General features: G+C 73.5%; 21 protein-coding genes, 1 pseudogene and 1 riboswitch. Of the genes and pseudogenes, 20 read left to right on the top strand and 2 right to left on the bottom strand.

Translation table 11 applies throughout. From position 1 onward, the window contains the following. Positions 1-1,022: 1,022 nt before the first annotated feature. The 10 genes and pseudogenes from AB0D32_RS14755 to AB0D32_RS14710 form a co-directional block, all read left to right on the top strand. Positions 1,023-1,547: pseudogene (locus tag AB0D32_RS14755) on the top strand (DUF1707 domain-containing protein); the annotation flags it as partial. A 498-nt stretch (positions 1,548-2,045) separates the two neighbouring features. Then, the gene (infA, locus tag AB0D32_RS14750; protein ID WP_007073013.1) at positions 2,046-2,267 is read left to right on the top strand and encodes a translation initiation factor IF-1; all 222 of its coding nucleotides are present in this window, start codon (positions 2,046-2,048) and stop codon (positions 2,265-2,267) included. Positions 2,268-2,360: 93 nt separating this feature from the next. Next, positions 2,361-2,474 (top strand): 50S ribosomal protein L36, encoded by a 114-nt coding sequence (rpmJ, locus tag AB0D32_RS14745; protein ID WP_012184307.1) that lies wholly within the window; start codon positions 2,361-2,363, stop codon positions 2,472-2,474. Positions 2,475-2,737: 263 nt separating this feature from the next. Continuing rightward, positions 2,738-3,118 (top strand): 30S ribosomal protein S13, encoded by a 381-nt coding sequence (gene rpsM, locus AB0D32_RS14740; protein WP_357089622.1) that lies wholly within the window; start codon positions 2,738-2,740, stop codon positions 3,116-3,118. Positions 3,119-3,250: 132 nt separating this feature from the next. Further along, positions 3,251-3,658, top strand: coding sequence for a 30S ribosomal protein S11 (gene rpsK, locus AB0D32_RS14735; protein WP_030329919.1), 408 nt, complete (start codon positions 3,251-3,253; stop codon positions 3,656-3,658). A 13-nt stretch (positions 3,659-3,671) separates the two neighbouring features. Next, positions 3,672-4,298, top strand: coding sequence for a 30S ribosomal protein S4 (gene rpsD, locus AB0D32_RS14730; protein ID WP_357089619.1), 627 nt, complete (start codon positions 3,672-3,674; stop codon positions 4,296-4,298). A gap of 98 nt (positions 4,299-4,396) precedes the next feature. After that, positions 4,397-5,419: a DNA-directed RNA polymerase subunit alpha gene (locus AB0D32_RS14725; RefSeq protein ID WP_350923898.1), complete on the top strand. Its 1,023-nt coding sequence runs from the start codon at positions 4,397-4,399 to the stop codon at positions 5,417-5,419. Between the two features lie 34 nt (positions 5,420-5,453). After that, positions 5,454-6,014 (top strand): 50S ribosomal protein L17, encoded by a 561-nt coding sequence (gene rplQ, locus AB0D32_RS14720; RefSeq protein ID WP_357089617.1) that lies wholly within the window; start codon positions 5,454-5,456, stop codon positions 6,012-6,014. Positions 6,015-6,083: 69 nt separating this feature from the next. After that, positions 6,084-6,914 (top strand): tRNA pseudouridine(38-40) synthase TruA, encoded by an 831-nt coding sequence (gene truA, locus AB0D32_RS14715; RefSeq protein WP_357089615.1) that lies wholly within the window; start codon positions 6,084-6,086, stop codon positions 6,912-6,914. Positions 6,915-7,058: 144 nt separating this feature from the next. After that, the gene (locus tag AB0D32_RS14710; protein ID WP_357089612.1) at positions 7,059-8,108 is read left to right on the top strand and encodes a P1 family peptidase; all 1,050 of its coding nucleotides are present in this window, start codon (positions 7,059-7,061) and stop codon (positions 8,106-8,108) included. Positions 8,109-8,163: 55 nt separating this feature from the next. Here the strand turns inward: AB0D32_RS14710 and AB0D32_RS14705 are convergent, their stop codons facing one another. Then, entirely contained in the window at positions 8,164-9,354 is a 1,191-nt protein-coding gene (locus AB0D32_RS14705) for a hypothetical protein (RefSeq protein WP_357089608.1), read from the bottom strand. 252 nt (positions 9,355-9,606) lie between these two features. Between AB0D32_RS14705 and AB0D32_RS14700 the strand changes: the two genes are divergently transcribed. From AB0D32_RS14700 to AB0D32_RS14685, 4 genes are read left to right on the top strand one after another with little or no spacing between them, the layout of a single operon-like run. Then, complete coding sequence (locus tag AB0D32_RS14700) at positions 9,607-10,212, top strand: methyltransferase (protein ID WP_357089606.1); 606 nt, start codon at positions 9,607-9,609, stop codon at positions 10,210-10,212. A 41-nt stretch (positions 10,213-10,253) separates the two neighbouring features. Beyond that, positions 10,254-11,933 (top strand): ATP-binding cassette domain-containing protein, encoded by a 1,680-nt coding sequence (locus tag AB0D32_RS14695; RefSeq protein ID WP_357089602.1) that lies wholly within the window; start codon positions 10,254-10,256, stop codon positions 11,931-11,933. Further along, a complete protein-coding gene (locus AB0D32_RS14690; protein WP_357089599.1) occupies positions 11,930-12,193 on the top strand; it encodes a nucleotidyltransferase domain-containing protein in 264 nt (87 codons plus the stop codon). The genes AB0D32_RS14695 and AB0D32_RS14690 overlap by 4 nt, the downstream gene beginning before the upstream one ends. Then, complete coding sequence (locus AB0D32_RS14685; RefSeq protein WP_357089596.1) at positions 12,181-13,143, top strand: aldo/keto reductase; 963 nt, start codon at positions 12,181-12,183, stop codon at positions 13,141-13,143. Before AB0D32_RS14690 ends, AB0D32_RS14685 begins: the two co-directional genes overlap by 13 nt. A 238-nt stretch (positions 13,144-13,381) precedes the next feature. On the opposite strand, the gene AB0D32_RS14680 is transcribed toward AB0D32_RS14685, so the two are convergent. Further along, entirely contained in the window at positions 13,382-14,314 is a 933-nt protein-coding gene (locus tag AB0D32_RS14680) for a DUF559 domain-containing protein (RefSeq protein WP_357089592.1), read from the bottom strand. 121 nt (positions 14,315-14,435) lie between these two features. Further along, positions 14,436-14,544: riboswitch (TPP riboswitch) on the top strand. Between AB0D32_RS14680 and thiE the strand changes: the two genes are divergently transcribed. The 6 genes from thiE (at position 14,539) to thiD (ending at position 18,891) form a co-directional block, all read left to right on the top strand. Continuing rightward, on the top strand, positions 14,539-15,165 hold the full coding sequence (gene thiE, locus AB0D32_RS14675; RefSeq protein WP_357089589.1) for a thiamine phosphate synthase: 627 nt from the start codon (positions 14,539-14,541) through the stop codon (positions 15,163-15,165). (Overlaps the previous riboswitch by 6 nt.) Next, positions 15,159-16,292, top strand: a complete 1,134-nt coding sequence (thiO, locus tag AB0D32_RS14670; RefSeq protein WP_357089586.1) for a glycine oxidase ThiO — start codon at positions 15,159-15,161, stop codon at positions 16,290-16,292. The genes thiE and thiO overlap by 7 nt, the downstream gene beginning before the upstream one ends. Beyond that, on the top strand, positions 16,283-16,483 hold the full coding sequence (gene thiS, locus AB0D32_RS14665) for a sulfur carrier protein ThiS (RefSeq protein WP_357089583.1): 201 nt from the start codon (positions 16,283-16,285) through the stop codon (positions 16,481-16,483). Before thiO ends, thiS begins: the two co-directional genes overlap by 10 nt. A 4-nt stretch (positions 16,484-16,487) precedes the next feature. After that, a complete protein-coding gene (locus AB0D32_RS14660) occupies positions 16,488-17,258 on the top strand; it encodes a thiazole synthase (protein ID WP_357089580.1) in 771 nt (256 codons plus the stop codon). Positions 17,259-17,377: 119 nt separating this feature from the next. Further along, positions 17,378-18,106: a thiamine phosphate synthase gene (locus AB0D32_RS14655; protein WP_357090011.1), complete on the top strand. Its 729-nt coding sequence runs from the start codon at positions 17,378-17,380 to the stop codon at positions 18,104-18,106. After that, on the top strand, positions 18,103-18,891 hold the full coding sequence (gene thiD / locus AB0D32_RS14650) for a bifunctional hydroxymethylpyrimidine kinase/phosphomethylpyrimidine kinase (RefSeq protein ID WP_357089577.1): 789 nt from the start codon (positions 18,103-18,105) through the stop codon (positions 18,889-18,891). The genes AB0D32_RS14655 and thiD overlap by 4 nt, the downstream gene beginning before the upstream one ends. The last annotated feature ends 16 nt before the right edge of the window (positions 18,892-18,907 follow it).

The raw sequence follows: 18,907 nt of genomic DNA, 5'->3' as shown, positions 1-18,907 counted from the left end.
CGCTGAGCCCCTGGCCGGCGAGCCCTGAGCGCGCCGGCACCCTGGCTGCTGGCTCCCGGCAGACTGGGGCCTGCGCTGCCGGCTTCTGAGGTGGCGGCTTCTGATGCGGTGAGCCTCCGCCCGGCGGTGCCCTGGCCGCCGGTTTCCGGCAGGCTCTGCCCCGGGCGGCCAGCCCCCTGGTGTGCTGGTTGCTGGTGCGCTGTGGTTCCGGCTGCCGGCTGCCCTGGGGTGGCAGGGCGTCGGCGGGCTGCCGCCCTGACCGCCGGTGGGCTCCCGGCGCCGCGGTGCCGATCGCTGGCGGTCTGCGGTCGGCTGGTTGGTCTCCTGTTGGGCCAGCCGGCGCACCGCGCCAGGTAACCGTTGAACGACGAGGCGAGGCGGTGCGGATCTCCGCCCCGGCTCCCGTCCTCCCGCCCGTTGAGCTTCCCAACTCCGGTCCGCTGAGGCTCGGGCTTCGGCGTCCCGAGGCGCCACCTGACCGACGGCCCGCACCTCAGCCGTGGACCGAATGGTCCGTCCGCAGCAGCGGATGATCGTCGGGCGTTCGCCCCGGCCGCCGGCCGTCACGTTCGACCACCCCAGCACTCGCATCCCGGCCCTGTGCCACCCCGCCGCACCGCGTCAAGGTCGACACCAGACGCCCACACTTCGACCCTGGGCCATCCCGATGCCCCGCCGCCGCGCGCCAAGGTTGACCACCCCGCCGCCCACACCTCGGCGCTGGCCCGCCCTCCGTACCCCTGCCGCGCGGTACCGCCGCCCGCGCTGCCGCGCGTTCAAGCTGACACCCAGCACCCAGCCCCCGCACCCTGGCCCTGGCCCGGGACCGCGTCGCGCCCGGTTTCGGGTTGATCAAGAGGTTTGGGTCAGATTCGGGGCCGGATCGAGACGCAAACCTCTTGATCAACCCCAAACGGGAGGCCGGGGGAGGGGTCGGGAGGGTGGGCCTGGGTGGGGCGGGTTGGTGGGGAGGGCGGACGCGAGGGGGCCGGTGTTGGTGGTGTGGTGGCATGCTTGCGGGCATGGAGGGACGCGACGGGATGCGGGCCGCCGACGCGGACCGCCAGGCGGTGGCGGAACGGCTGCGGGTAGCCGTCGACGAGGGCCGGCTGGACCTGCACGAGTACGACGAGCGGTTGCAGCGGGTGTATGCCTCGCGCACGTACGGGGAGCTGGACGCGCTGGTGGCCGACCTGCCCGGGCCGGCTGCCCCGGCGGCGTCGGAGCTCGCCATGCCGGCGGGTGTCGTCTCGTCGCTGGCGGAACGGGCCCAGTCGACAGACCCTTCGGTGGCCGCCCAGCCGACGAACTCGTCGGTGACCGCCCGCTGGCTGGCCGAGGTCTGGCTTCCGTACCTGAAGGTGACCGCGATCGTGGTGACCGTCTGGGCGGTGACCTCCTTGCTCTCCAGGGAGTTGCTCTACTTCTGGCCCGCCTGGGTGGCTGGGCCGTGGGGCGCCGTGCTCCTGGTGCAGACGGTCACCGGGCTCGCCGGCGGGGAGCCGCGACGGTGGGCGGCGAAGCAGGACCGGCGGCGTGAGCGCCGGCTGGCGAAGCGGGCGCGGAAGCGCGAGCTGGCCGCCGCTGGCGAAGACGGCCGACAGCGGGCACTGCCGGCCGTGGAGGAGCGCCAGCCCTGGCAGCGTGAGTCCGCTGCGGTGGGGGAGCCGCAGCCCCTGGATCGGGAGCTGGCCGTGGCCGACGTGGAGCGGCGGGAGCGGGAGCTGCCGGTTGGGGAGGAACATCGGATCCGGGAGCGGGAGGTGCCGGCCGCCGAGCGGGAACGCCGGCGCGGCGAGGCCGACGCCGGGGTCTGATTGGCCGGTTATGTCCGGTCCGACGCGCGGATTCCCGGCCGGTTTGGCGACCGCATGCGGGCGGGCGTACACTTTCAGATCGGCGCACAGCGTCCACTCCGGCATGCCCATCCTGCGCTTCGGTGGGAGTCGGAGCCGCGGCTGGCGCGGGCAACCTGATCTTGATCCGGGGCCCGTGTAAGACGTTGTGGGCCGTCCGGAGTAACCGACGTCAGGACAGCGGAGGACATGCCGAAAAAAGACGGAGCCATCGAGATCGAGGGTCGAGTCATCGAGCCCCTGCCGAACGCCATGTTCCGCGTGGAGCTCGCGAACGGCCACAAGGTGCTGGCTCACATCAGCGGCAAGATGCGGCAGCACTACATCCGTATCCTGCCGGAGGACCGGGTCGTCGTCGAACTCTCGCCGTACGACCTGACCCGCGGGCGCATCGTCTACCGCTACAAGTAAGCCTGACGGCGGCCGGGACGTCCCCGTGTCCGTCTTCGACGTCCGGTGTCGCGCCTCGGCGCGTCGTCGGGCCAGATGGGAAGTAAGGCAACCGTGAAGGTCAAGCCGAGCGTCAAGAGGATCTGCAACAAGTGCCGGGTCATCCGCCGGCACGGCCGGGTCATGGTCATCTGCACCGACCCGCGCCACAAGCAGCGCCAGGGCTGAACCGGTTCCGACCAGCCGTGTGACAACGGTCGGTCGAAACAGGTCCGGGCCGCAGATCCAGACAACGAATCACATGCTCGTCCCAGCCGCGAGCGGTGCGCGTCGCGTACCTCTGCGTGGTTGACCCCCGGTCGGAGGCCGGGGCCCGCTCGGGCAACGGCCGTTCCCGGTCGCCGGCGCACCACGCCGGAGGCGGAACGGTCGGTAGCGGGGTGGGACGGGTCCACACCTCCGCCACAACATCACGAGGAGTACGCCCGCACATGGCACGTCTAGCCGGCGTGGATCTCCCCCGCGAGAAGCGGATGGAGATCGCGCTCACCTACATCTTCGGCGTGGGTCGTACCCGTGCCCTGGAGACGCTCGCCGCCACCGGCATCTCGCCGGACAAGCGCGCTCGGGACCTCACGGATGAGGAGCTCCTCCAGCTCCGCAACCACATCGAGGGCAACTACAAGGTTGAAGGCGACCTGCGCCGCGAGGTCGCCGCTGACATCCGCCGCAAGGTCGAGATCGGCTGCTACGCCGGCATCCGGCACCGCCGGGGTCTGCCCGTGCGTGGCCAGCGGACCAAGACCAACGCGCGGACCCGCAAGGGCCCGAAGCGGACCGTCGCCGGCAAGAAGAAGCCCGGCAAGAAGTAGTTCTTAAACCGGAATTCTGGTCGTTCTCCGCCGAGGTAGGCCGGGCTCCAACCGGAACCGGTGTCTACGAAGTCAACGGGGCGGGCGAAAGCCAGAACCCGATCGAGAACCCATACAGGAGCGCACAGACTTATGCCACCGAAGGCTCGTGCCGGAGCCGCCGTCAAGAAGGTCCGGCGCAAGGAACGCAAGAACGTCGCCCACGGGCAGGCGCACATCAAGAGCACCTTCAACAACACCATCGTGTCCATCACGGACCCGACTGGTGCGGTCATCTCCTGGGCCTCCGCCGGCCAGGTCGGCTTCAAGGGCTCGCGCAAGTCGACTCCGTTCGCCGCACAGCTGGCCGCCGAGGCCGCCGCGCGTCGGGCGATGGAGCACGGCATGCGCAAGGTCGACGTGTTCGTCAAGGGCCCCGGCTCCGGCCGGGAGACCGCGATTCGTTCGTTGCAGGCCGTCGGGCTGGAGGTCGGCCAGATCGCCGACGTCACCCCGCAGCCGCACAACGGATGCCGTCCGCCGAAGCGTCGCCGGGTCTGAGAGGTAGAGAGAGATGGCTCGTTACACCGGTGCTGACTGCCGCCGTTGCCGGCGGGAGAAGATGAAGCTGTTCCTCAAGGGCAGCAAGTGCGATGGCCCGAAGTGCCCGTTCGAGTCCCGGCCGTTCCCGCCCGGACAGCACGGCCGCGGCCGCACCAAGGAGACGGAGTACCTGCTCCAGCTCCGTGAGAAGCAGAAGGCCCGCCGTGTCTACGGCGTGCTGGAGAAGCAGTTCCGCGGCTACTACGAGGAGGCCGTGGGCAAGCAGGCCAAGACCGGTGAGGTCCTCCTGCAGATCCTCGAGTCGCGGCTGGACAACGTCGTTTACCGGGCTGGCTACGCGCACTCGCGTGACATGGCCCGCCAGCTGGTCAAGCACGGCCACTTCACGGTGAACGGCAAGAAGGTCGACATCCCGTCGTTCCGCGTCAAGGAGCACGACATCGTCGAGGTGCGGGGGAAGAGCAAGGAGCTGACCCCGTTCGTCGTCGCGCAGGCTCAGGCGGGTTCGCGGACGGTGCCGGCCTGGCTCGAGGCCATCCCCAGCCAGATGAAGATCCTGGTGCACTCGCTCCCGGCCCGGCAGGCCATCGACACGCAGGTCCAGGAGCAGCTGATCGTCGAGCTCTACTCGAAGTAGTCGGAGCTCGTTGCGGTGGCCCGTCCTTCCGGGGCGGGCCACCGGAACAGTTTGTCGTGGGCGTCATATAGCGGGCGCCCCGGAAGAGAAGAGAAGACATGCTCATCAGCCAGCGACCGACTCTCTCCGAGGAGTCGATCAACGACACCCGGTCCCGGTTCACCATCGAGCCGTTGGAGCCGGGCTTCGGCTACACCCTGGGCAACTCGCTGCGGCGTACGCTGCTGTCGTCGATCCCGGGTGCGGCGGTCACCTCGATCAAGATCGACGGCGTGCTGCACGAGTTCACCACGATCCCCGGTGTCAAGGAGGACGTGGTCGAGCTCGTCATGAACATCAAGGAGCTCTGCGTCAGCTCCGAGCACGACGAGCCGGTCAGCATGTACCTGCGCAAGCAGGGCCCGGGCGACGTGACGGCGGGCGACATCCAGCCGCCGGCCGGTGTCTCGGTGCACAACCCGGACCTGAAGCTCGCCACCCTCAACGGCAAGGGCCGGCTCGACATGGAGCTGACCGTCGAGCGGGGTCGCGGCTACGTCACGGCGGCGCAGAACAAGCAGGCCGGCGCCGAGATCGGCCGGATCCCGGTCGACTCGATCTACTCGCCGGTGCTGAAGGTGACGTACCGCGTCGAGGCGACCCGTGTCGAGCAGCGGACCGACTTCGACCGGCTGATCATCGACGTCGAGACCAAGCCGTCGATGGGCCCGCGTACCGCGCTGGCCTCCGCCGGGTCGACGCTGGTGGAGCTGTTCGGTCTGGCCCGGGAGCTGGACGAGACCGCCGAGGGCATCGACATCGGGCCGTCCCCGCAGGACGCCCAGCTCGCGGCGGACCTGGCGCTGCCGATCGAGGAGCTGGACCTGACCGTCCGCTCCTACAACTGCCTCAAGCGCGAGGGCATCAACTCCGTTGGTGAGCTCATCGGGCGTACCGAGGCCGACCTCCTCGACATCCGCAACTTCGGTCAGAAGTCGATCGACGAGGTCAAGATGAAGCTCGCCGGGATGGGTCTGGGGCTGAAGGACTCGGCCCCGAACTTCGACCCGGCGCACGTCGTGGACACCTTCGGCGAGGCCGACTACGACACCGACGACTATCGCGAGACCGAGCAGCTCTAGTCCGCGCTGCCGCCACACCTGAGGAGCACCAAGCATGCCCACGCCCACCAAGGGCCCCCGCCTCGGCGGCAGCCCCGCGCACGAGCGGCTGATGCTGGCCAACCTGGCCACCGCGCTGTTCCAGCACGGCAAGATCCAGACCACCGAGACGAAGGCCCGGCGGCTGCGTCCGCTGGCCGAGCAGCTCATCACCAAGGCCAAGCGCGGCGACCTGGCGTCCCGCCGGCGGGTGCTGGGCGTCGTCAAGGACAAGGACGTGGTCTACGCCCTGTTCGACCAGATCGCGCCCCGGTACGCCAACCGCAACGGTGGCTACACCCGGATCGTGAAGACCGGTCCGCGCAAGGGTGACGCCGCGCCGATGGCGATCATCGAGCTGGTCGAGGAGCTCCAGGTCGCCGAGCCGAAGGCGAACAAGAAGACCGCCGCCCGCAAGGCCGCGCAGCAGGACAAGGTCGAGGCGCTCGCCCCGGCCGAGGAGGCCCCGAAGTCGACCTCGGGCGACCAGGACGCCGAGGCGCCCGTGTCGGCGTCCGGCGACACCGCCGCCGCCCGCGAGGACAGCGACGAGGCCGGCGAGAACGACAAGGCCTGATCCAGGCCACCGTCGGGCCCGGCACCCCTCGTGGGGTGCCGGGCCCGACCCCGTGAGGCGGAGGTACGAGTGGACGAGCGCACCCGGCTGCGGCTGGACGTCGCGTACGACGGCACCGGCTTCTCCGGCTGGGCCGCCCAGCCGACGCGGCGTACGGTCGCCGGGGTGCTCGTGGAGGCCCTCGACCTGGTCCTCGGCGCGGGTACCGCGACCGGGCTGACCGTGGCGGGCCGCACCGACGCCGGGGTGCACGCGACCGGGCAGGTCTGCCACGTCGACCTGCCGACCGCCGTGTGGCGGGAGCACGAGGGGCGGCTGCTGCGCCGGCTGGCCCGGCTGCTCCCCACCGACGTCCGGGTACGCGTGATGGCCGAGGTGCCGGCGGACTTCGACGCCCGGTTCTCGGCGACCTTCCGCCGCTACGAGTACCGGGTCACCGACGCGCCCTGGGGCGCCGAGCCGCTGCGCCGGAACGAGATCCTGGCCTGGCCCAAGCCGCTGGACCTGGCCGCGCTGAACGGCGCCGCCGCGGGACTGGTGGGGGAGCACGACTTCGCCGCGTACTGCCGGCGCAAGGAGAACGCCACCACGCTGCGCGAGGTGACCCGGTTGGACTGGCGGCGGGACCCGGACGGCATCCTCGTGGCCACCGTCCAGGCCGACGCGTTCTGCCAGGCGATGGTGCGCAGCCTGGTCGGCGCGATGCTGGTCGCCGGGGACGGTCGCAAACCCGTCGAGTGGCCGGGCAGCCTGCTGGCCCGCCGGGAACGCTCCAGCGAGGTGACCGTGGCGCCGGCGCACGGGCTCACCCTCGTCGCCGTCGGCTACCCCGAAGACCCGGCCGAGTACGCCCTCCGCGCCGAGGCGACCCGCCGGCTGCGCGTACCCGTCGAGGGCTGACCGCCCGGGGCTTGCTTCTGGCCGTCGGCTGCCGGATCGTCGGGCCGGGCCGGGCCGGGGCCGGGGTGGGTGCCCGCCGGGGCCGCGCGCCCGCTCCCTCGCCCGATCTCTTCAGCGCATCCTCGACGCCAAGGAGTGGAAGTCGTGCAGGAACCTCGCCGTGGACGGGATCTCGGCATCGTCGTCGGGACGATGCCGACGGGACCTCTGAACGCCGTCACCGACGTGTCCGGCGTACGGGTTGGACACACCACGCTGGTCGACGGTGACAGCATCCGGAGCGGCGTGACGGCGATCGTCCCGGAGCAACTGACCGCCCGCCGATCGCTGCCGGCGGGGCTGTTCGTGGGCAACGGGCACGGCAAGATGGTCGGGTCGACCCAGGTGACCGAGCTGGGCGAGATCGAGACCCCCGTGGTGCTGACCGCGACGCTGTCGACGTTCCGGGCCGCGGACGCCCTGGTCACGTACATGCTCCGGCAGCCGGGCCGGGAGACGGCCGAGTCGCTGAACCCGGTGGTGGCGGAGACCAACGACGGGTTCCTGTCCGACATCCGGGCGCGTCCGGTGCGGGCGGAGCACGTCCTCGGCGCGTTGGAGGAGGCCCGCGGCGGGCTGCCCGAGGAGGGTGCCGTCGGCGCCGGCACCGGCACGGCGGCCCTCGGTTTCAAGGCCGGCATCGGGACGTCCTCGCGGCTCGCCACGACATCCCGCGGCACGATCACCGTCGGTGTGCTGGTGCAGTCCAACTTCTCGGGCGTGCTACAGGTGTCGGGGGTGCCGGTCCGGCCCGAGCAGGTCGGGGTGCCGGCCCCGTCGATCCACCGGCCCGAGCATCCGGGCAACTCCTGCGTCATCGTGGTCGCCACGGACGGCCGTCTCGACGCCCGGCAGTTGGCTCGGGTCGCCCGCCGGGCCATCTTCGCGATGGCGCGGGTCGGTTCGGACTTCGCCGGCGGCAGTGGCGACTACGCCCTGGCGTTCTCCACGGCCGACCCGGCGACACCGACGGCACCGGAGCCCGACCTGGAGCCGATCTTCGCGGCGGTGCTGGAGGCCGTGGAGGAGGCACTGCTGAACTCGCTGTTCATGGCGCGTACCACCGTCGGTGTCAAGGGGCGCGTCAAGTACGCGGTCCCGCACGACCGGATGCTCGACCTGCTGCGGGCGCACCGGGTCGAGCTCCCGATCTGAGAGGTCGGTGGCGACACGGGGAACGGGTACGCACCCGTTCCCCGTCGCGGTCCGGTCACTCGCCCCCGTCCTGGGTGCCGGTGTTGTCCGCGCCCTCGTCGGTCGGCTGGCCGGCCGTCCCGCCGTCCGCCCGGCGTTCCAGCACGCCCCGGTTGAGGTGCAGCTCGATCATGTCGAAGAGGATCTCCCGGGCCTTCGTGTCGCCGGACCTGATCGCCTCGCCGTCGCTGCGGGCGACCACCGCGTACGCGAGGTAGTGGCCGCGAACCTGCCAGCCGACACGGGCCGGCGCGGTGGCGATCACGGCGCTGTCGTCGCCGGCCGCCATGCCCCGGAACCGGCCCTCGCGCTCGTCGAGCAGCAGCCGGATCCGGTCCCGGGCGCGTTCGGCGTTGGCCCGGTCGGTCAGGTTGAACAACCCGGTGGTGACGAGGTGGGCGCCGTCGGACGTCCGCAGCGTGGCGCGGACCACCTGGGTGCAGCCGAGGCGGACCACCAGGTCGGCGACCTCACCGGTGGCCGCCACCGCGCAGCTGGCGCTGGACTGGGTCTTCAGTACCTGGTAGGCGGGCTCCCCGTCGGCGACGACGAGCTGCTTGCCGGGGAAGAGTTCCTTGGCCGTCAGCGGGGCCTGGTCGGTGTCCCGGGAGTCGAGGGGCTGCGCCTCGATCTCCGCGGACTCCGCGACCTCGGGCGCAACGGTGGGGTTCGCCTGCGGGGTCCTGTCGCGTTCGGCCAGCAGAGCGGCGGCACCCAGGCCGCAGAGCGCGAGCAGCACGAACACGGCTGCGCCGCCGACCACGACCTGCCACAGCCGGCCGCCTCCGCCCCGCGCCGGCCGCCCGGCCGACAGCGGCTCGGCCGCCGACAGCGGGTCGGCCGGCGACGACGGGCCGTCCGGCGGTGGCGGCTGGGCCGGCGGCGACGGGTCGGCCGTGGGTGGCGGCGGTGGCGGCTGGGCGGCTGCCGGCAGGGGCCGCTCGACCGGCGGTGGCGACGGCTCGGCTGGCGGTGAAGGCTCGGCCGGTGGGGCCGAGGACTGCGCCTCGGCGGGGGGCCGCACCTGGGCGGGCGGCGGTGACGGCACCTGCGCCGTGGCGCGGACCGGCTCCGGGGCGGCGGAGGGCGGCGCGACCCGGCTGACCCGGGGCAGTGACGGCGTCGGGAAGCGGGACGGGGAGGGGCCAGCCGGGGGAGGCGGACCGGCACCGAGCACCGACCGGTCGGACCCGGGTCCCGGATCCATGAATGCGTCCTCATCGGACTCGTACCGATACACCATGTCGCCCAGACTAGGAGGCATTGTCCCTTTAGGTGTGAATAATCGGAAATTGCGCGCGGGGTCGTTTCGTGTCGTGCTGCGCACACGGCCCCGCCGCCGTGCCCCGCCGCCCATGGCGTCGCGCCAGGCCCGTGTCGACGTGCAGCCCTGCCGGGCCCGTGGCGGCGCGGCCAGGCCCGTGCCGTCGTGCCGGGCGTCGGTGCGAGAATTGCCGGCGTGACCGGCGACCACTACTTCACCGCTGAACCGTCGACCGCCGCCAACCCGCGCGAGGTCGAGTTCTCCGTCGCCGGCCGCGACTACGCCCTGGCCTCCTCGGCCGGCGTCTTCTCCGCCGCCCGCCTCGACCCCGGCACCGCGGTGCTGCTGCGCAAGGCCGACCTGCCGGCCGCCGGAACCACCGGTGCCCTGCTCGACGTCGGCTGCGGCTTCGGACCGATCACCTGTGTGCTCGCCACCTCGGCACCCTCGGCGACCGTGTGGGCCGTCGACGTCAACGCACGGGCCCGGGAACTCACCGAGGCCAACGCGGCGCGGGTCGGCGCGGCCGACCGGGTGCGCGTCGCCGCGCCGGACGACGTGCCCGCCGACCTCACCTTCGCCCAGATCTGGTCCAACCCGCCGATCCGGGTCGGCAAGGACGAGTTGCACCAGCTCCTGCTGCGCTGGCTGCCCCGGCTGGCCCCGGACGGCGTCGCCTGGCTGGTGGCGGCCCGCTATTTGGGCGGGGACTCGTTGCACCGCTGGCTGGCCGAGCAGGGCTGGCAGGTGGGCCGTACCGCCAGCCAGAAGGGCTATCGGGTGCTGAGAGTCACCCGGTAAATGGTTGGGCCGTCCGGCCCGTGCTCGGGCAGGATGCCGACGTGGGATACGTGGACGTGGCAGCGGTCGGGCACATCCTCCCCGACGGTCGGGAGCTCTTCTCCGACGTGTCGTTCCGTGTCGGGGAAGGCGCCAAGGTGGCCCTCGTCGGGCCGAACGGCGCCGGCAAGACGACGCTGTTGCGGATGGTCGCCGGCGACCTCCCGGTGAAGACCGGCGCGATCGCGCGGGCCGGGGGGCTGGGCGTGATGCGCCAGTTCATCGGCATGATCGGCGACGAGTCGACGCTGGCCGACCTGGCACTGTCGCTGGCCCCGCCTGCGCTGCGCGACGCCGGCCGCCGGCTGGTCGACACCGAGGGGGCCATGCGCGCGGCCGAGATCCGCGGCAAGTACAGCACCGCCGCAGGCAAGGCCCAGCTGGCGTACGCGGACGCGCTCGCGGCCTGGGGCGAGGTCGGCGGGTACGACGCCGAGGTGCTCTTCGACACGGTCGCCACCATCGTGCTCGGCCTGCCCTGGGACAGCGCCCGGGAACGGCCCGTCCGTACGCTGTCCGGCGGCCAGCAGAAGCGCTTCGCCCTCGAACTGCTGCTGCGCGGCCCCGACGAGGTGCTGCTCCTCGACGAGCCGGACAACTTCCTCGACGTGCCCGGCAAACGCTGGCTGGAGGGGCGGCTGCGCGAGTCGACCAAGTCGGTGCTCTACGTCTCGCACGACCGGGAACTCCTCGCCCGTACCGCCGACCGGGTGGTCGCCGTGGAGGGCGGCAGCGCCTGGGTGCACCCCGGTGGCTTCGCGAGCTGGCACTCCGCGCGGGTGGCCCGGCACGCCCGCCTCGACGAGCTGCGCAAACGGTGGGACGAGGAGCACCAGAAGCTGCGCGAGCTGATGCTGATGTACAAGCAGAAGGCCGCGTACAACTCGGACATGGCGTCCCGGTACCAGTCGGCGCAGACCCGGCTGCGCAAGTTCGAGGAGGCCGGGCCGCCGCCCGTACCGCCGAAGGACCAGGACATCCGGATGCGGCTGACCGGCGGGCGGACCGGCAAGCGCGCGGTGGTCTGCGAACAGCTGGAGCTCGACGGCCTGACCTTCCCGTTCGACCTGGAGATCTGGTACGGCGACCGGCTCGCGGTGCTCGGCGCCAACGGGACGGGCAAGTCGCACTTCCTGCGGCTGCTGGCCCGGGGCGGCACCGACCCCGACCCGGCCAACGGCCCGGTCGACGGCGCCGCCGCGCTCGCGCCGGTGGCGCACGACGGGGTGGCCCGGCTCGGCGCGCGCGTGCGCCCCGGACACTTCTCGCAGACCCACGACCGGCCGGAGCTGATGGCGAAGACCCTCGTCGAGATCCTCTGGCGGGGCGACGAGCACCGGGACGGCATGGACCGGCACGCCGCGATGGCGGCGCTGAGCCGGTACGAGCTGGCGGGGCAGGGCGACCAGCGGTTCGGCACCCTCTCCGGCGGGCAGCAGGCGCGGTTCCTGGTGCTGCTGCTGGAGTTGTCCGGCGCGACGCTGCTGCTGCTCGACGAGCCCACCGACAACCTCGACCTGGCCTCGGCGGAGGCGCTGGAGGCCGGGCTGGCCGCGTTCGAGGGGACCGTGGTGGCGGTGACCCACGACCGATGGTTCACCCGCTCCTTCGACCGGTTCGTGCTCTTCCGCGGCGACAACGAGGTGGTGGAGACCCCCGAGCCGGTGTGGGACGTGGCGTGATCCCCGCCGACCTGGCCGACCGCCTCTGCGCGGTCGGCGGGGTCGTCGCCGTCGCACTCGGTGGCAGCCGGGCCCGGGGCGAGCACCGGCCCGACTCCGACTGGGACCTCGGCCTCTACTACCGGGGCGAGCTGGACGTGCCGGGGCTGCGCCGGTGGCGGGTGTGGTGGGCCTCGCGGGCACGCGGCGGGTGTAGGTGGGCTTGGGCTTCGCGGTCCGCAGCGGGTGCCGGCTCGCCCAGCATAGGGTGGATCTCGTGACTGAGATGACCTACCGCCGGTTGGGCGACTCCGGGCTCGTGGTGTCCGTGGTCGGCATCGGCTGCAACAACTTCGGCCGCAAGCTCGATTTCGACGGCACCCGGGCGGTGGTCGACGCCGCGCTGGACGCCGGCATCAACTTCTTCGACACCGCCGACATCTACGGCGAGCCGCAGGGTGGCTCCGAGGAACTGCTGGGCCAGGCGCTCAGGGGCCGGCGCGACGACGTGGTGGTGGCCACCAAGTTCGGCATGGACATGCACGGCATGAACGGCCCCGACTTCGGTGCCCGGGGCGCACGTCGCTACATCGCCCGGGCGGTCGAGGCGTCGCTGCGCAGGCTCGGCACCGACCACATCGACCTGTACCAGATGCACGAACCCGACCCGGGCACCCCGATCGACGAGACGCTCGCCGCGCTCGACGATCTCGTCCGCGCCGGCAAGGTGCGCTACCTGGGCAACTCCAACTTCGCCGGCTGGCAGATCGCCGACGCGGACTGGGTGGCCTCGTCGAACGGCCGGGCCCGGTTCATCAGCGCGCAGAACCAGTACAGCCTCCTGGCGCGCGGCGTCGAGGCCGAGGTGGTGCCGGCGTGCGAGCGGTTCGGCCTCGGGCTGCTGCCGTTCTTCCCGCTGGCCAACGGGCTGCTCACCGGCAAGTACAAGCGGAACGAGGTTCCGCCGGCCGGCAGCCGCCTCGCCGGTGGCGGCCGGTACGCCGAGCGACTCGCCGCCGCCGACTGGGACACCATCGAGGCGATCGAGGCGTACGCCGCCGAACGGGGGCTGTCGACGCTCCAGGTGGCGATCGGCGGACTGGCCGCCCAGCCGGCGGTGACCTCGGTGATCGCCGGCGCGACCACGCCCGAGCAGGTGCGCTCCAACGCGGAGGCAGGCACCTGGCAGCCCACCGACGAGGACCTCGACGCCCTGCGCGCCATCCTCTGACCCGCCCGCGTCCGCCCGCGCGCTGACCCGTGTCCGCCCGGCCCCTGACCGGGCCGGGCGGGGGTCGGTGCTTCCACGGGTGGAACACCACGGACCTCTCCGACCCCGGGAGACAGCCCTGGTGTTCCACCCGTCCCCGTTGCTCGGCGCATGGCCGTCCCAGCTTGGCCGTTGTGGGGTGGTGCTGCGGGGCGCCCGCCGGTGTGGACGTTCGTCGGCGAGTGGAACACCAGGGCTGTCACCGTGGGTGGTTGACCGACCTGGCATTCCGCTCGTCGGTGCGTTCGCGGAGGGCGGCGACGACGAGGCGTACCGTCCGGGTCCGGTGCCGGAGCACGTCGTCGGCGGTGAACCGGAGGACGATCCAGCCGGCCGCGCGGAGCGCGTTCAGCCGGGCGACGTCCTGCCGGAAGTGGACGCGTTCCCGGTGGTGGTCGCCGTCGTACTCGACCGCGACGCGCAGGGCCGGCCACGCCAGGTCGACCCGGCCGACGAACCGTCCGCGGGCGTCGAGCACGTCGTGCTGTGCGACGGGCGGGGGCAGGCCGGCGTCGAGCAGGAGGAGCCGTAACCGGGTCTCCATCGGAGACTCACTCAGGGGCTCGGCCAGCGCGAGCACCTCCCGCAGCAGCGGCAGCCCGGGCCAACGACGACGAATGTTCGCGTACGCCGACAGGGCCGGCAGTTTGAGCACCCGGCGGTGCAGCAGCGCGTCGACGGCCACCAGAGCCTCGTCGCGCGGCGCCTGTCGACCGAGGTCGAACGCCGTCCGCAGCGGCGTGGTGACCGGCAGACCACCGAAGCGGGCCAGGTCGCTCTCCGGCAGGTTCGAACGGGTGACGCCCAGCCGTGGGTGTGGGCGCAGCCTCGCCGAGCGGGGAAGGAGAACGCTGACCGGCGCGTCCCGGGCCAGCAGGTCGACGCCCCACAGGTATGCGGCACTCGCCCCGGCGATCGCGGCGCCGGTGGGCAGGAGCAGGGCCACCGCGTCACACCAGAGCCGATGGTCCGGCGCGCGCAGCGCGTCCCGGTGCACGTACACGTCGGGCAGCAGGCGCCGCCAGGCCGGACCGCGCAGCATGGCGCGGGTCAGCAGTCCGTCGGCGACGGCGGCGCTCGCCCGGAAGGGCAGGAAGGCCAGGCGCGGCGGTACCCGGGCGGCGGAGGGCATCCGAACAGCATGGCGTGACGTGGCGGTCACGTACCGCCCCGCCCGCCGGGTTCGGGCGGTCGGTGTGAAATCCGCATCCCGACCTTGGCGGATCCGGCGATCCGTCGTACGGTGACATCGCAAGTGACCCACGGGAGCCCGGTACACCGGGCTGAGAGGGGGGCTGTGAGCCCCCGACCGTCGAACCTGATCCGGGTAATGCCGGCGCAGGGAGGAGTGTTGCCGTGCCGTCCCTCGGGCGACTGCATCTGATCACCGACACCCGACCCGGGCGGGATCCGCTCACCGTGCTGCGCGCCGCCCTCCCGGTGGCCCGCGCCGAGCTGGTCGTGCAGGTCCGGGTGGAGGACGACGCCACCGACCGGGAGGCGTACGACCTGGCGCGTCGGGTGGTCGCGCTCTGCGACCGGTATGCCGCCACCTGCCTGGTCAACGACCGGTTGCACGTGGCGTTGGCGGTGGGTGCCGCCGGTGGGCACGTCGGCGCGGCGGACCTGCCGGTCGGGGCGGCCCGCCGGATCCTCGGCGCCACCGCCGTGCTCGGCGCCACCGCCCGCGAGCCGGGGACGGCCGCCGAGGCGGTCGCCGCCGGGGCCAGCTACCTGGGCGTGGGCCCCTGCCACGCCACCAGCACCAAGACCGGGCTGCCGGCGCCGATCGGCCCGGCGGGGGTACGCGCGGTCGTCGACGCCGTGGGCGTGCCGGTCGTCGCGATCGGCGGGGTGACCGCCGCGAGGGTGCCCGCGCTGGTGGCCGCCGGGGCGTACGGGGTGGCGGTGGTGGGGGCGATCTCCGGGGCGGCCGATCCGGCCCGGGCGACGGCGGAACTGCTGGGAGCACTGGGGTGCTGAGCCGGCCGGACGTCGCCGTGGTGGGGGCGGGACCGGTCGGACTGGCGATCGCCTGGCGCTGCGCAGCACGCGGACTCAGGGTCGTCGTGCACGATCCCGCCCCGGGTTCCGGCGCGTCGCACGTCGCCGCCGGGATGCTCGCCCCGGTCGCCGAGGCGTACTTCGGCGAGCACGAGCTGACCGGGCTGCTGACCGCCTCCGCCGCCCGCTGGCCGGCCTTCGCCGCCGAGCTGACCGCCGCCACGGGCGCGGACATCGGCTACCGGACCGAGGGCACCCTGATGGTCGGGCTCACCGCCGACGACCTGGCCGAGGCGCGCAGGCTGTGGGCGTACCAACAGGGGATCGGACTGCCGGTGACGCCGTTGCGCCCCACGGCGCTGCGGGACCGCGAGCCGGCGCTGGCGACCCGGGTGCGCGGGGGCGCGCTCGCCGCCACCGACCACCAGGTCGACCCGCGCCGGCTGGTGCCGGCGCTGCGTACGGCCGCCGAACGGGCCGGCGCCACGCTGGTGCCCGCCGCCGTGCGCCGGCTGTCCGACGTGGCTGCCGGGGTCACAGTGGTCGCGGCCGGCTGCGGCGCGGCGGCCCTGACCGGACTGCCGGTGCGGCCCGTGAAGGGGCAGGTGGTCCGGCTCCGCGCGCCCGGCGGCGCCGCGCCGGGCTTCCGGCACGTCATCCGGGGGTACGCCGACGGCGAGCACGTCTACCTCGTGCCCCGCCGGGACGGGGAGGTGGTGGTGGGCGCGACCGTCGAGGAGCGTGCCGACACCGACGTCTCCGCCGGGGCGGTGCTGCGCCTGCTCCGCGCCGCCGTCGACCTGGTGCCCGAGTTGGCCGAGTACGACCTCGTCGAGACCCTCGCCGGCCTGCGCCCCGGCACCCCCGACAACGCTCCCGTCCTCGGCCCGCTGCCCGGCCGGCCCGGTGTGCTCGTCGCGACCGGGCACCACCGGCACGGCATCGTGCTCACCCCGGTCACCGCCGACCTGATCGCCGACCTGGTCGCCACGGGCACGGCGGACCCGATGCTCGCCCCCTTCACCCCGGCCCGGTTCGTGCCGGCCGCCGACGTCCGGTCCGGCCCCGGACCGTCCACATCCGAGGAGGAGCACACGTGGAACTGACGGTGAACGGCGCCGGGCGTAGCCTGCCCGGCGGCTCGACCGTGGCGGACCTGGTCCGCGCGGTCACCGACCAGCAGCGCGGCCTCGCCGTCGCGGTCAACGGGGAGGTGGTGCCGCGTACCGGCTGGTCGGTGACCGCGCTGCGCGACGGCGACCGGGTCGAGGTGCTCAGCGCCGCCCAGGGCGGGTGACGCGGTGGGCCTCGACCTGGGTGGCGTGAGCTTCACGTCCCGGCTGATCCTCGGCACCGGTGGTGCGGCGAACCTGCGCGTGCTGGAGGACGCGATCCGTGCCTCCGGCACCGAACTGGTCACCCTGGCACTACGCCGGGTCGACACCGCCCCCGGCACCGCCGGCGGGCTGCTGGACTTGCTGGACCGCTGCGGCGTGAAGCTGCTGCCGAACACCGCCGGCTGCTACACGGCGGGCGAGGCGGTCAAGCTGGCGCAGCTGGCCCGGGAGGCGTTCGGCACCGACTGGGTGAAACTGGAGGTGATCGGCGACGAGCGCACGCTGCTGCCCGACGGGGTGGAGCTGCTGCGCGCCGCCGAGGAACTCGTCGCGGACGGGTTCGTGGTGCTGCCGTACACGTCGGACGATCCGATCCTGGCCCGCCGGCTGGCCGACGTCGGCTGCGCCGCGGTGATGCCGGCGGGGGCGCCCATCGGCTCCGGCCTGGGCGTGTCGAACCCGCACCACATCCGGCTGATCCGGCAGGGCGTCGACGTGCCGGTGATCCTGGACGCCGGTATCGGCACCGCGTCGGACGCCGCGCTGGCCATGGAACTGGGCTGCGACGCGGTGCTGCTGGCCAGTGCGGTCACCCGTGCCGCCGACCCGGTGGCGATGGCCACCGCGATGCGGTACGCGGTCGAGGCGGGCCGGCTCGCGTACGGGGCGGGGCGGATCGCCCGGCGCTTCCACGCCCTCGCCTCCACCCCGGACGAGGGACGGCCGGACCTGTGACCCCCACCCACCTCCCGCCCCCGCCCCCGCCTCCGCCCCCGGTCCCGCCCCCGCCCCCGCCCCCGGTCCCGGCAGATCTTGGTACGGGGGCGCCCCTGGAGGGGCCAGCGCGTACCAAGATCTCGTGCGGGCCGGCCGGCGTCGTGCTGTTGACCGACCGCTGGCAGGCGCGGCGGTCGCTGGTCGACGTCGTCGCCGGGGCCGTCGCCGGGGGAGTGCGATGGGTGGTGCTGCGGGAGAGGGACCTGCCCCGGGCCGAGCGCGCCGCCCTCGCCGTCGACCTGCGCGCCGTCCTCGCCGAGGCGGGCGGCACCCTCGTCGTCGCCGGCCCCGACCCGCTCGACGGAAACGCCGTCCACCTGCCGTCGGCTGGCCCGTACCCGCCGCCGCAGCTCGACCTGGTCGGCCGTTCCTGCCACGACCGGGCGGAGCTGGCGCGCCTGACCACCGAGGACTACGTGACCCTCTCGCCCGTCTTCCCCAGCCGGACCAAGCCCGGCTACGGCCCGCCGCTGCGCCCGGACGGGCTGAGGGAACTGATCCGGCACAGCCCGGTGCCGGTCCTCGCGCTCGGCGGAGTGCGGAGCCCGGACCAGGTGGGCGCCTGCGTCGAGGCGGGGGCCGCCGGCGTGGCGGTGCTCGGCGCGATCATGCGCGCCGACGACCCTACCGAGGTCGCCGCCACGCTCACCGCCAGCTTCCGGCCGGCAATTTCCCCGAAGCCGCGCAGCCCGCGCGAACACGCGGAGGTCTCCGGGACGGGGCTGCGGCCGACCGTGCCCACGGAGGGATCAAGCCTGACCGGTCGGCCGCAGCCCTCGACGCCGATCAGGGAGAACGCACCGTGACGCCGAGAACAGTCCTCACCATCGCCGGATCGGACTCCGGTGCGGGAGCCGGCATCCAGGCCGACCTGAAGGTCTTCGCGGCCCTCGGCGCGTACGGCACCAGCGTGATCACCGCGGTCACCGCGCAGAACACGAGGGGTGTCGACGCCGTGCTGCCGCTGCCGCCCCGCACGGTCACCGAACAGCTCGACAGCGTGCTCGCCGACTTCACCGTCCGTGCCGTCAAGACGGGTGTGCTCGGCACCCCGGCGATCGCCGACGCGGTCGCCGGCGCGGCGAAGGACGGGCGGTTGCCGCACCTCGTCGTCGACCCGGTGCTCGTCGCCACCAGCGGGCACCGGCTGGGAGTGGTCGCCGCCGTCGAGCGGCTGCTGCCGTACGCCAGGGTGGCCACGCCGAACTGCGCGGAGGCCGCGGCCATCACCGGACGCCCGGTGACCACGGTCGAGGAGATGGTGGCCGCCGCCGAGGCGCTGGCGGACGGCGGGCCGGAGCACGTGGTGGTGACCGGCGGCGACGTGGACGCGGACGGCGAGGCGGTCGACGTGCTGCACGGCGGCGGCGTCACCACGCTGCTCCGCGCACCCCGGGTCGACACCAGGCACAGCCACGGCACCGGGTGCTCGTTCTCGGCGGCGGTCGCCGTCCGGCTGGCGCTCGGCGACCCCGTGCCGACGGCCGTCGCCGCCGCCAAGGAGTACGTCCGCCGTGCGCTGACCGGGGCACGGGACTGGGAGTTGGGCGCCGGACGCGGCCCGCTGGACCACTTCGGCTGGTCCGCTTGATCACCAGGGAGGCTGT

This window comes from Micromonospora sp. NPDC048170, assembly GCF_040652795.1.
Lineage (GTDB): Bacteria > Actinomycetota > Actinomycetes > Mycobacteriales > Micromonosporaceae > Micromonospora.
This window is presented reverse-complemented; position numbering and strand designations above follow the sequence as displayed.

Bases quoted from the DNA above. Each gene is read 5' to 3' on its own strand.
- rpsD (WP_357089619.1), top strand. From the start codon at position 3,672: ATGGCTCGTTACACCGGTGCTGACTGCCGCCGTTGCCGGCGGGAGAAG.
- infA (WP_007073013.1), top strand. From the start codon at position 2,046: ATGCCGAAAAAAGACGGAGCCATCGAGATCGAGGGTCGAGTCATCGAG.
- AB0D32_RS14705 (WP_357089608.1), bottom strand. From the start codon at position 9,354: ATGGATCCGGGACCCGGGTCCGACCGGTCGGTGCTCGGTGCCGGTCCG.
- rpsK (WP_030329919.1), top strand. From the start codon at position 3,251: ATGCCACCGAAGGCTCGTGCCGGAGCCGCCGTCAAGAAGGTCCGGCGC.
- rpsM (WP_357089622.1), top strand. From the start codon at position 2,738: ATGGCACGTCTAGCCGGCGTGGATCTCCCCCGCGAGAAGCGGATGGAG.
- AB0D32_RS14680 (WP_357089592.1), bottom strand. From the start codon at position 14,314: ATGCCCTCCGCCGCCCGGGTACCGCCGCGCCTGGCCTTCCTGCCCTTC.
- AB0D32_RS14725 (WP_350923898.1), top strand. From the start codon at position 4,397: ATGCTCATCAGCCAGCGACCGACTCTCTCCGAGGAGTCGATCAACGAC.
- rplQ (WP_357089617.1), top strand. From the start codon at position 5,454: ATGCCCACGCCCACCAAGGGCCCCCGCCTCGGCGGCAGCCCCGCGCAC.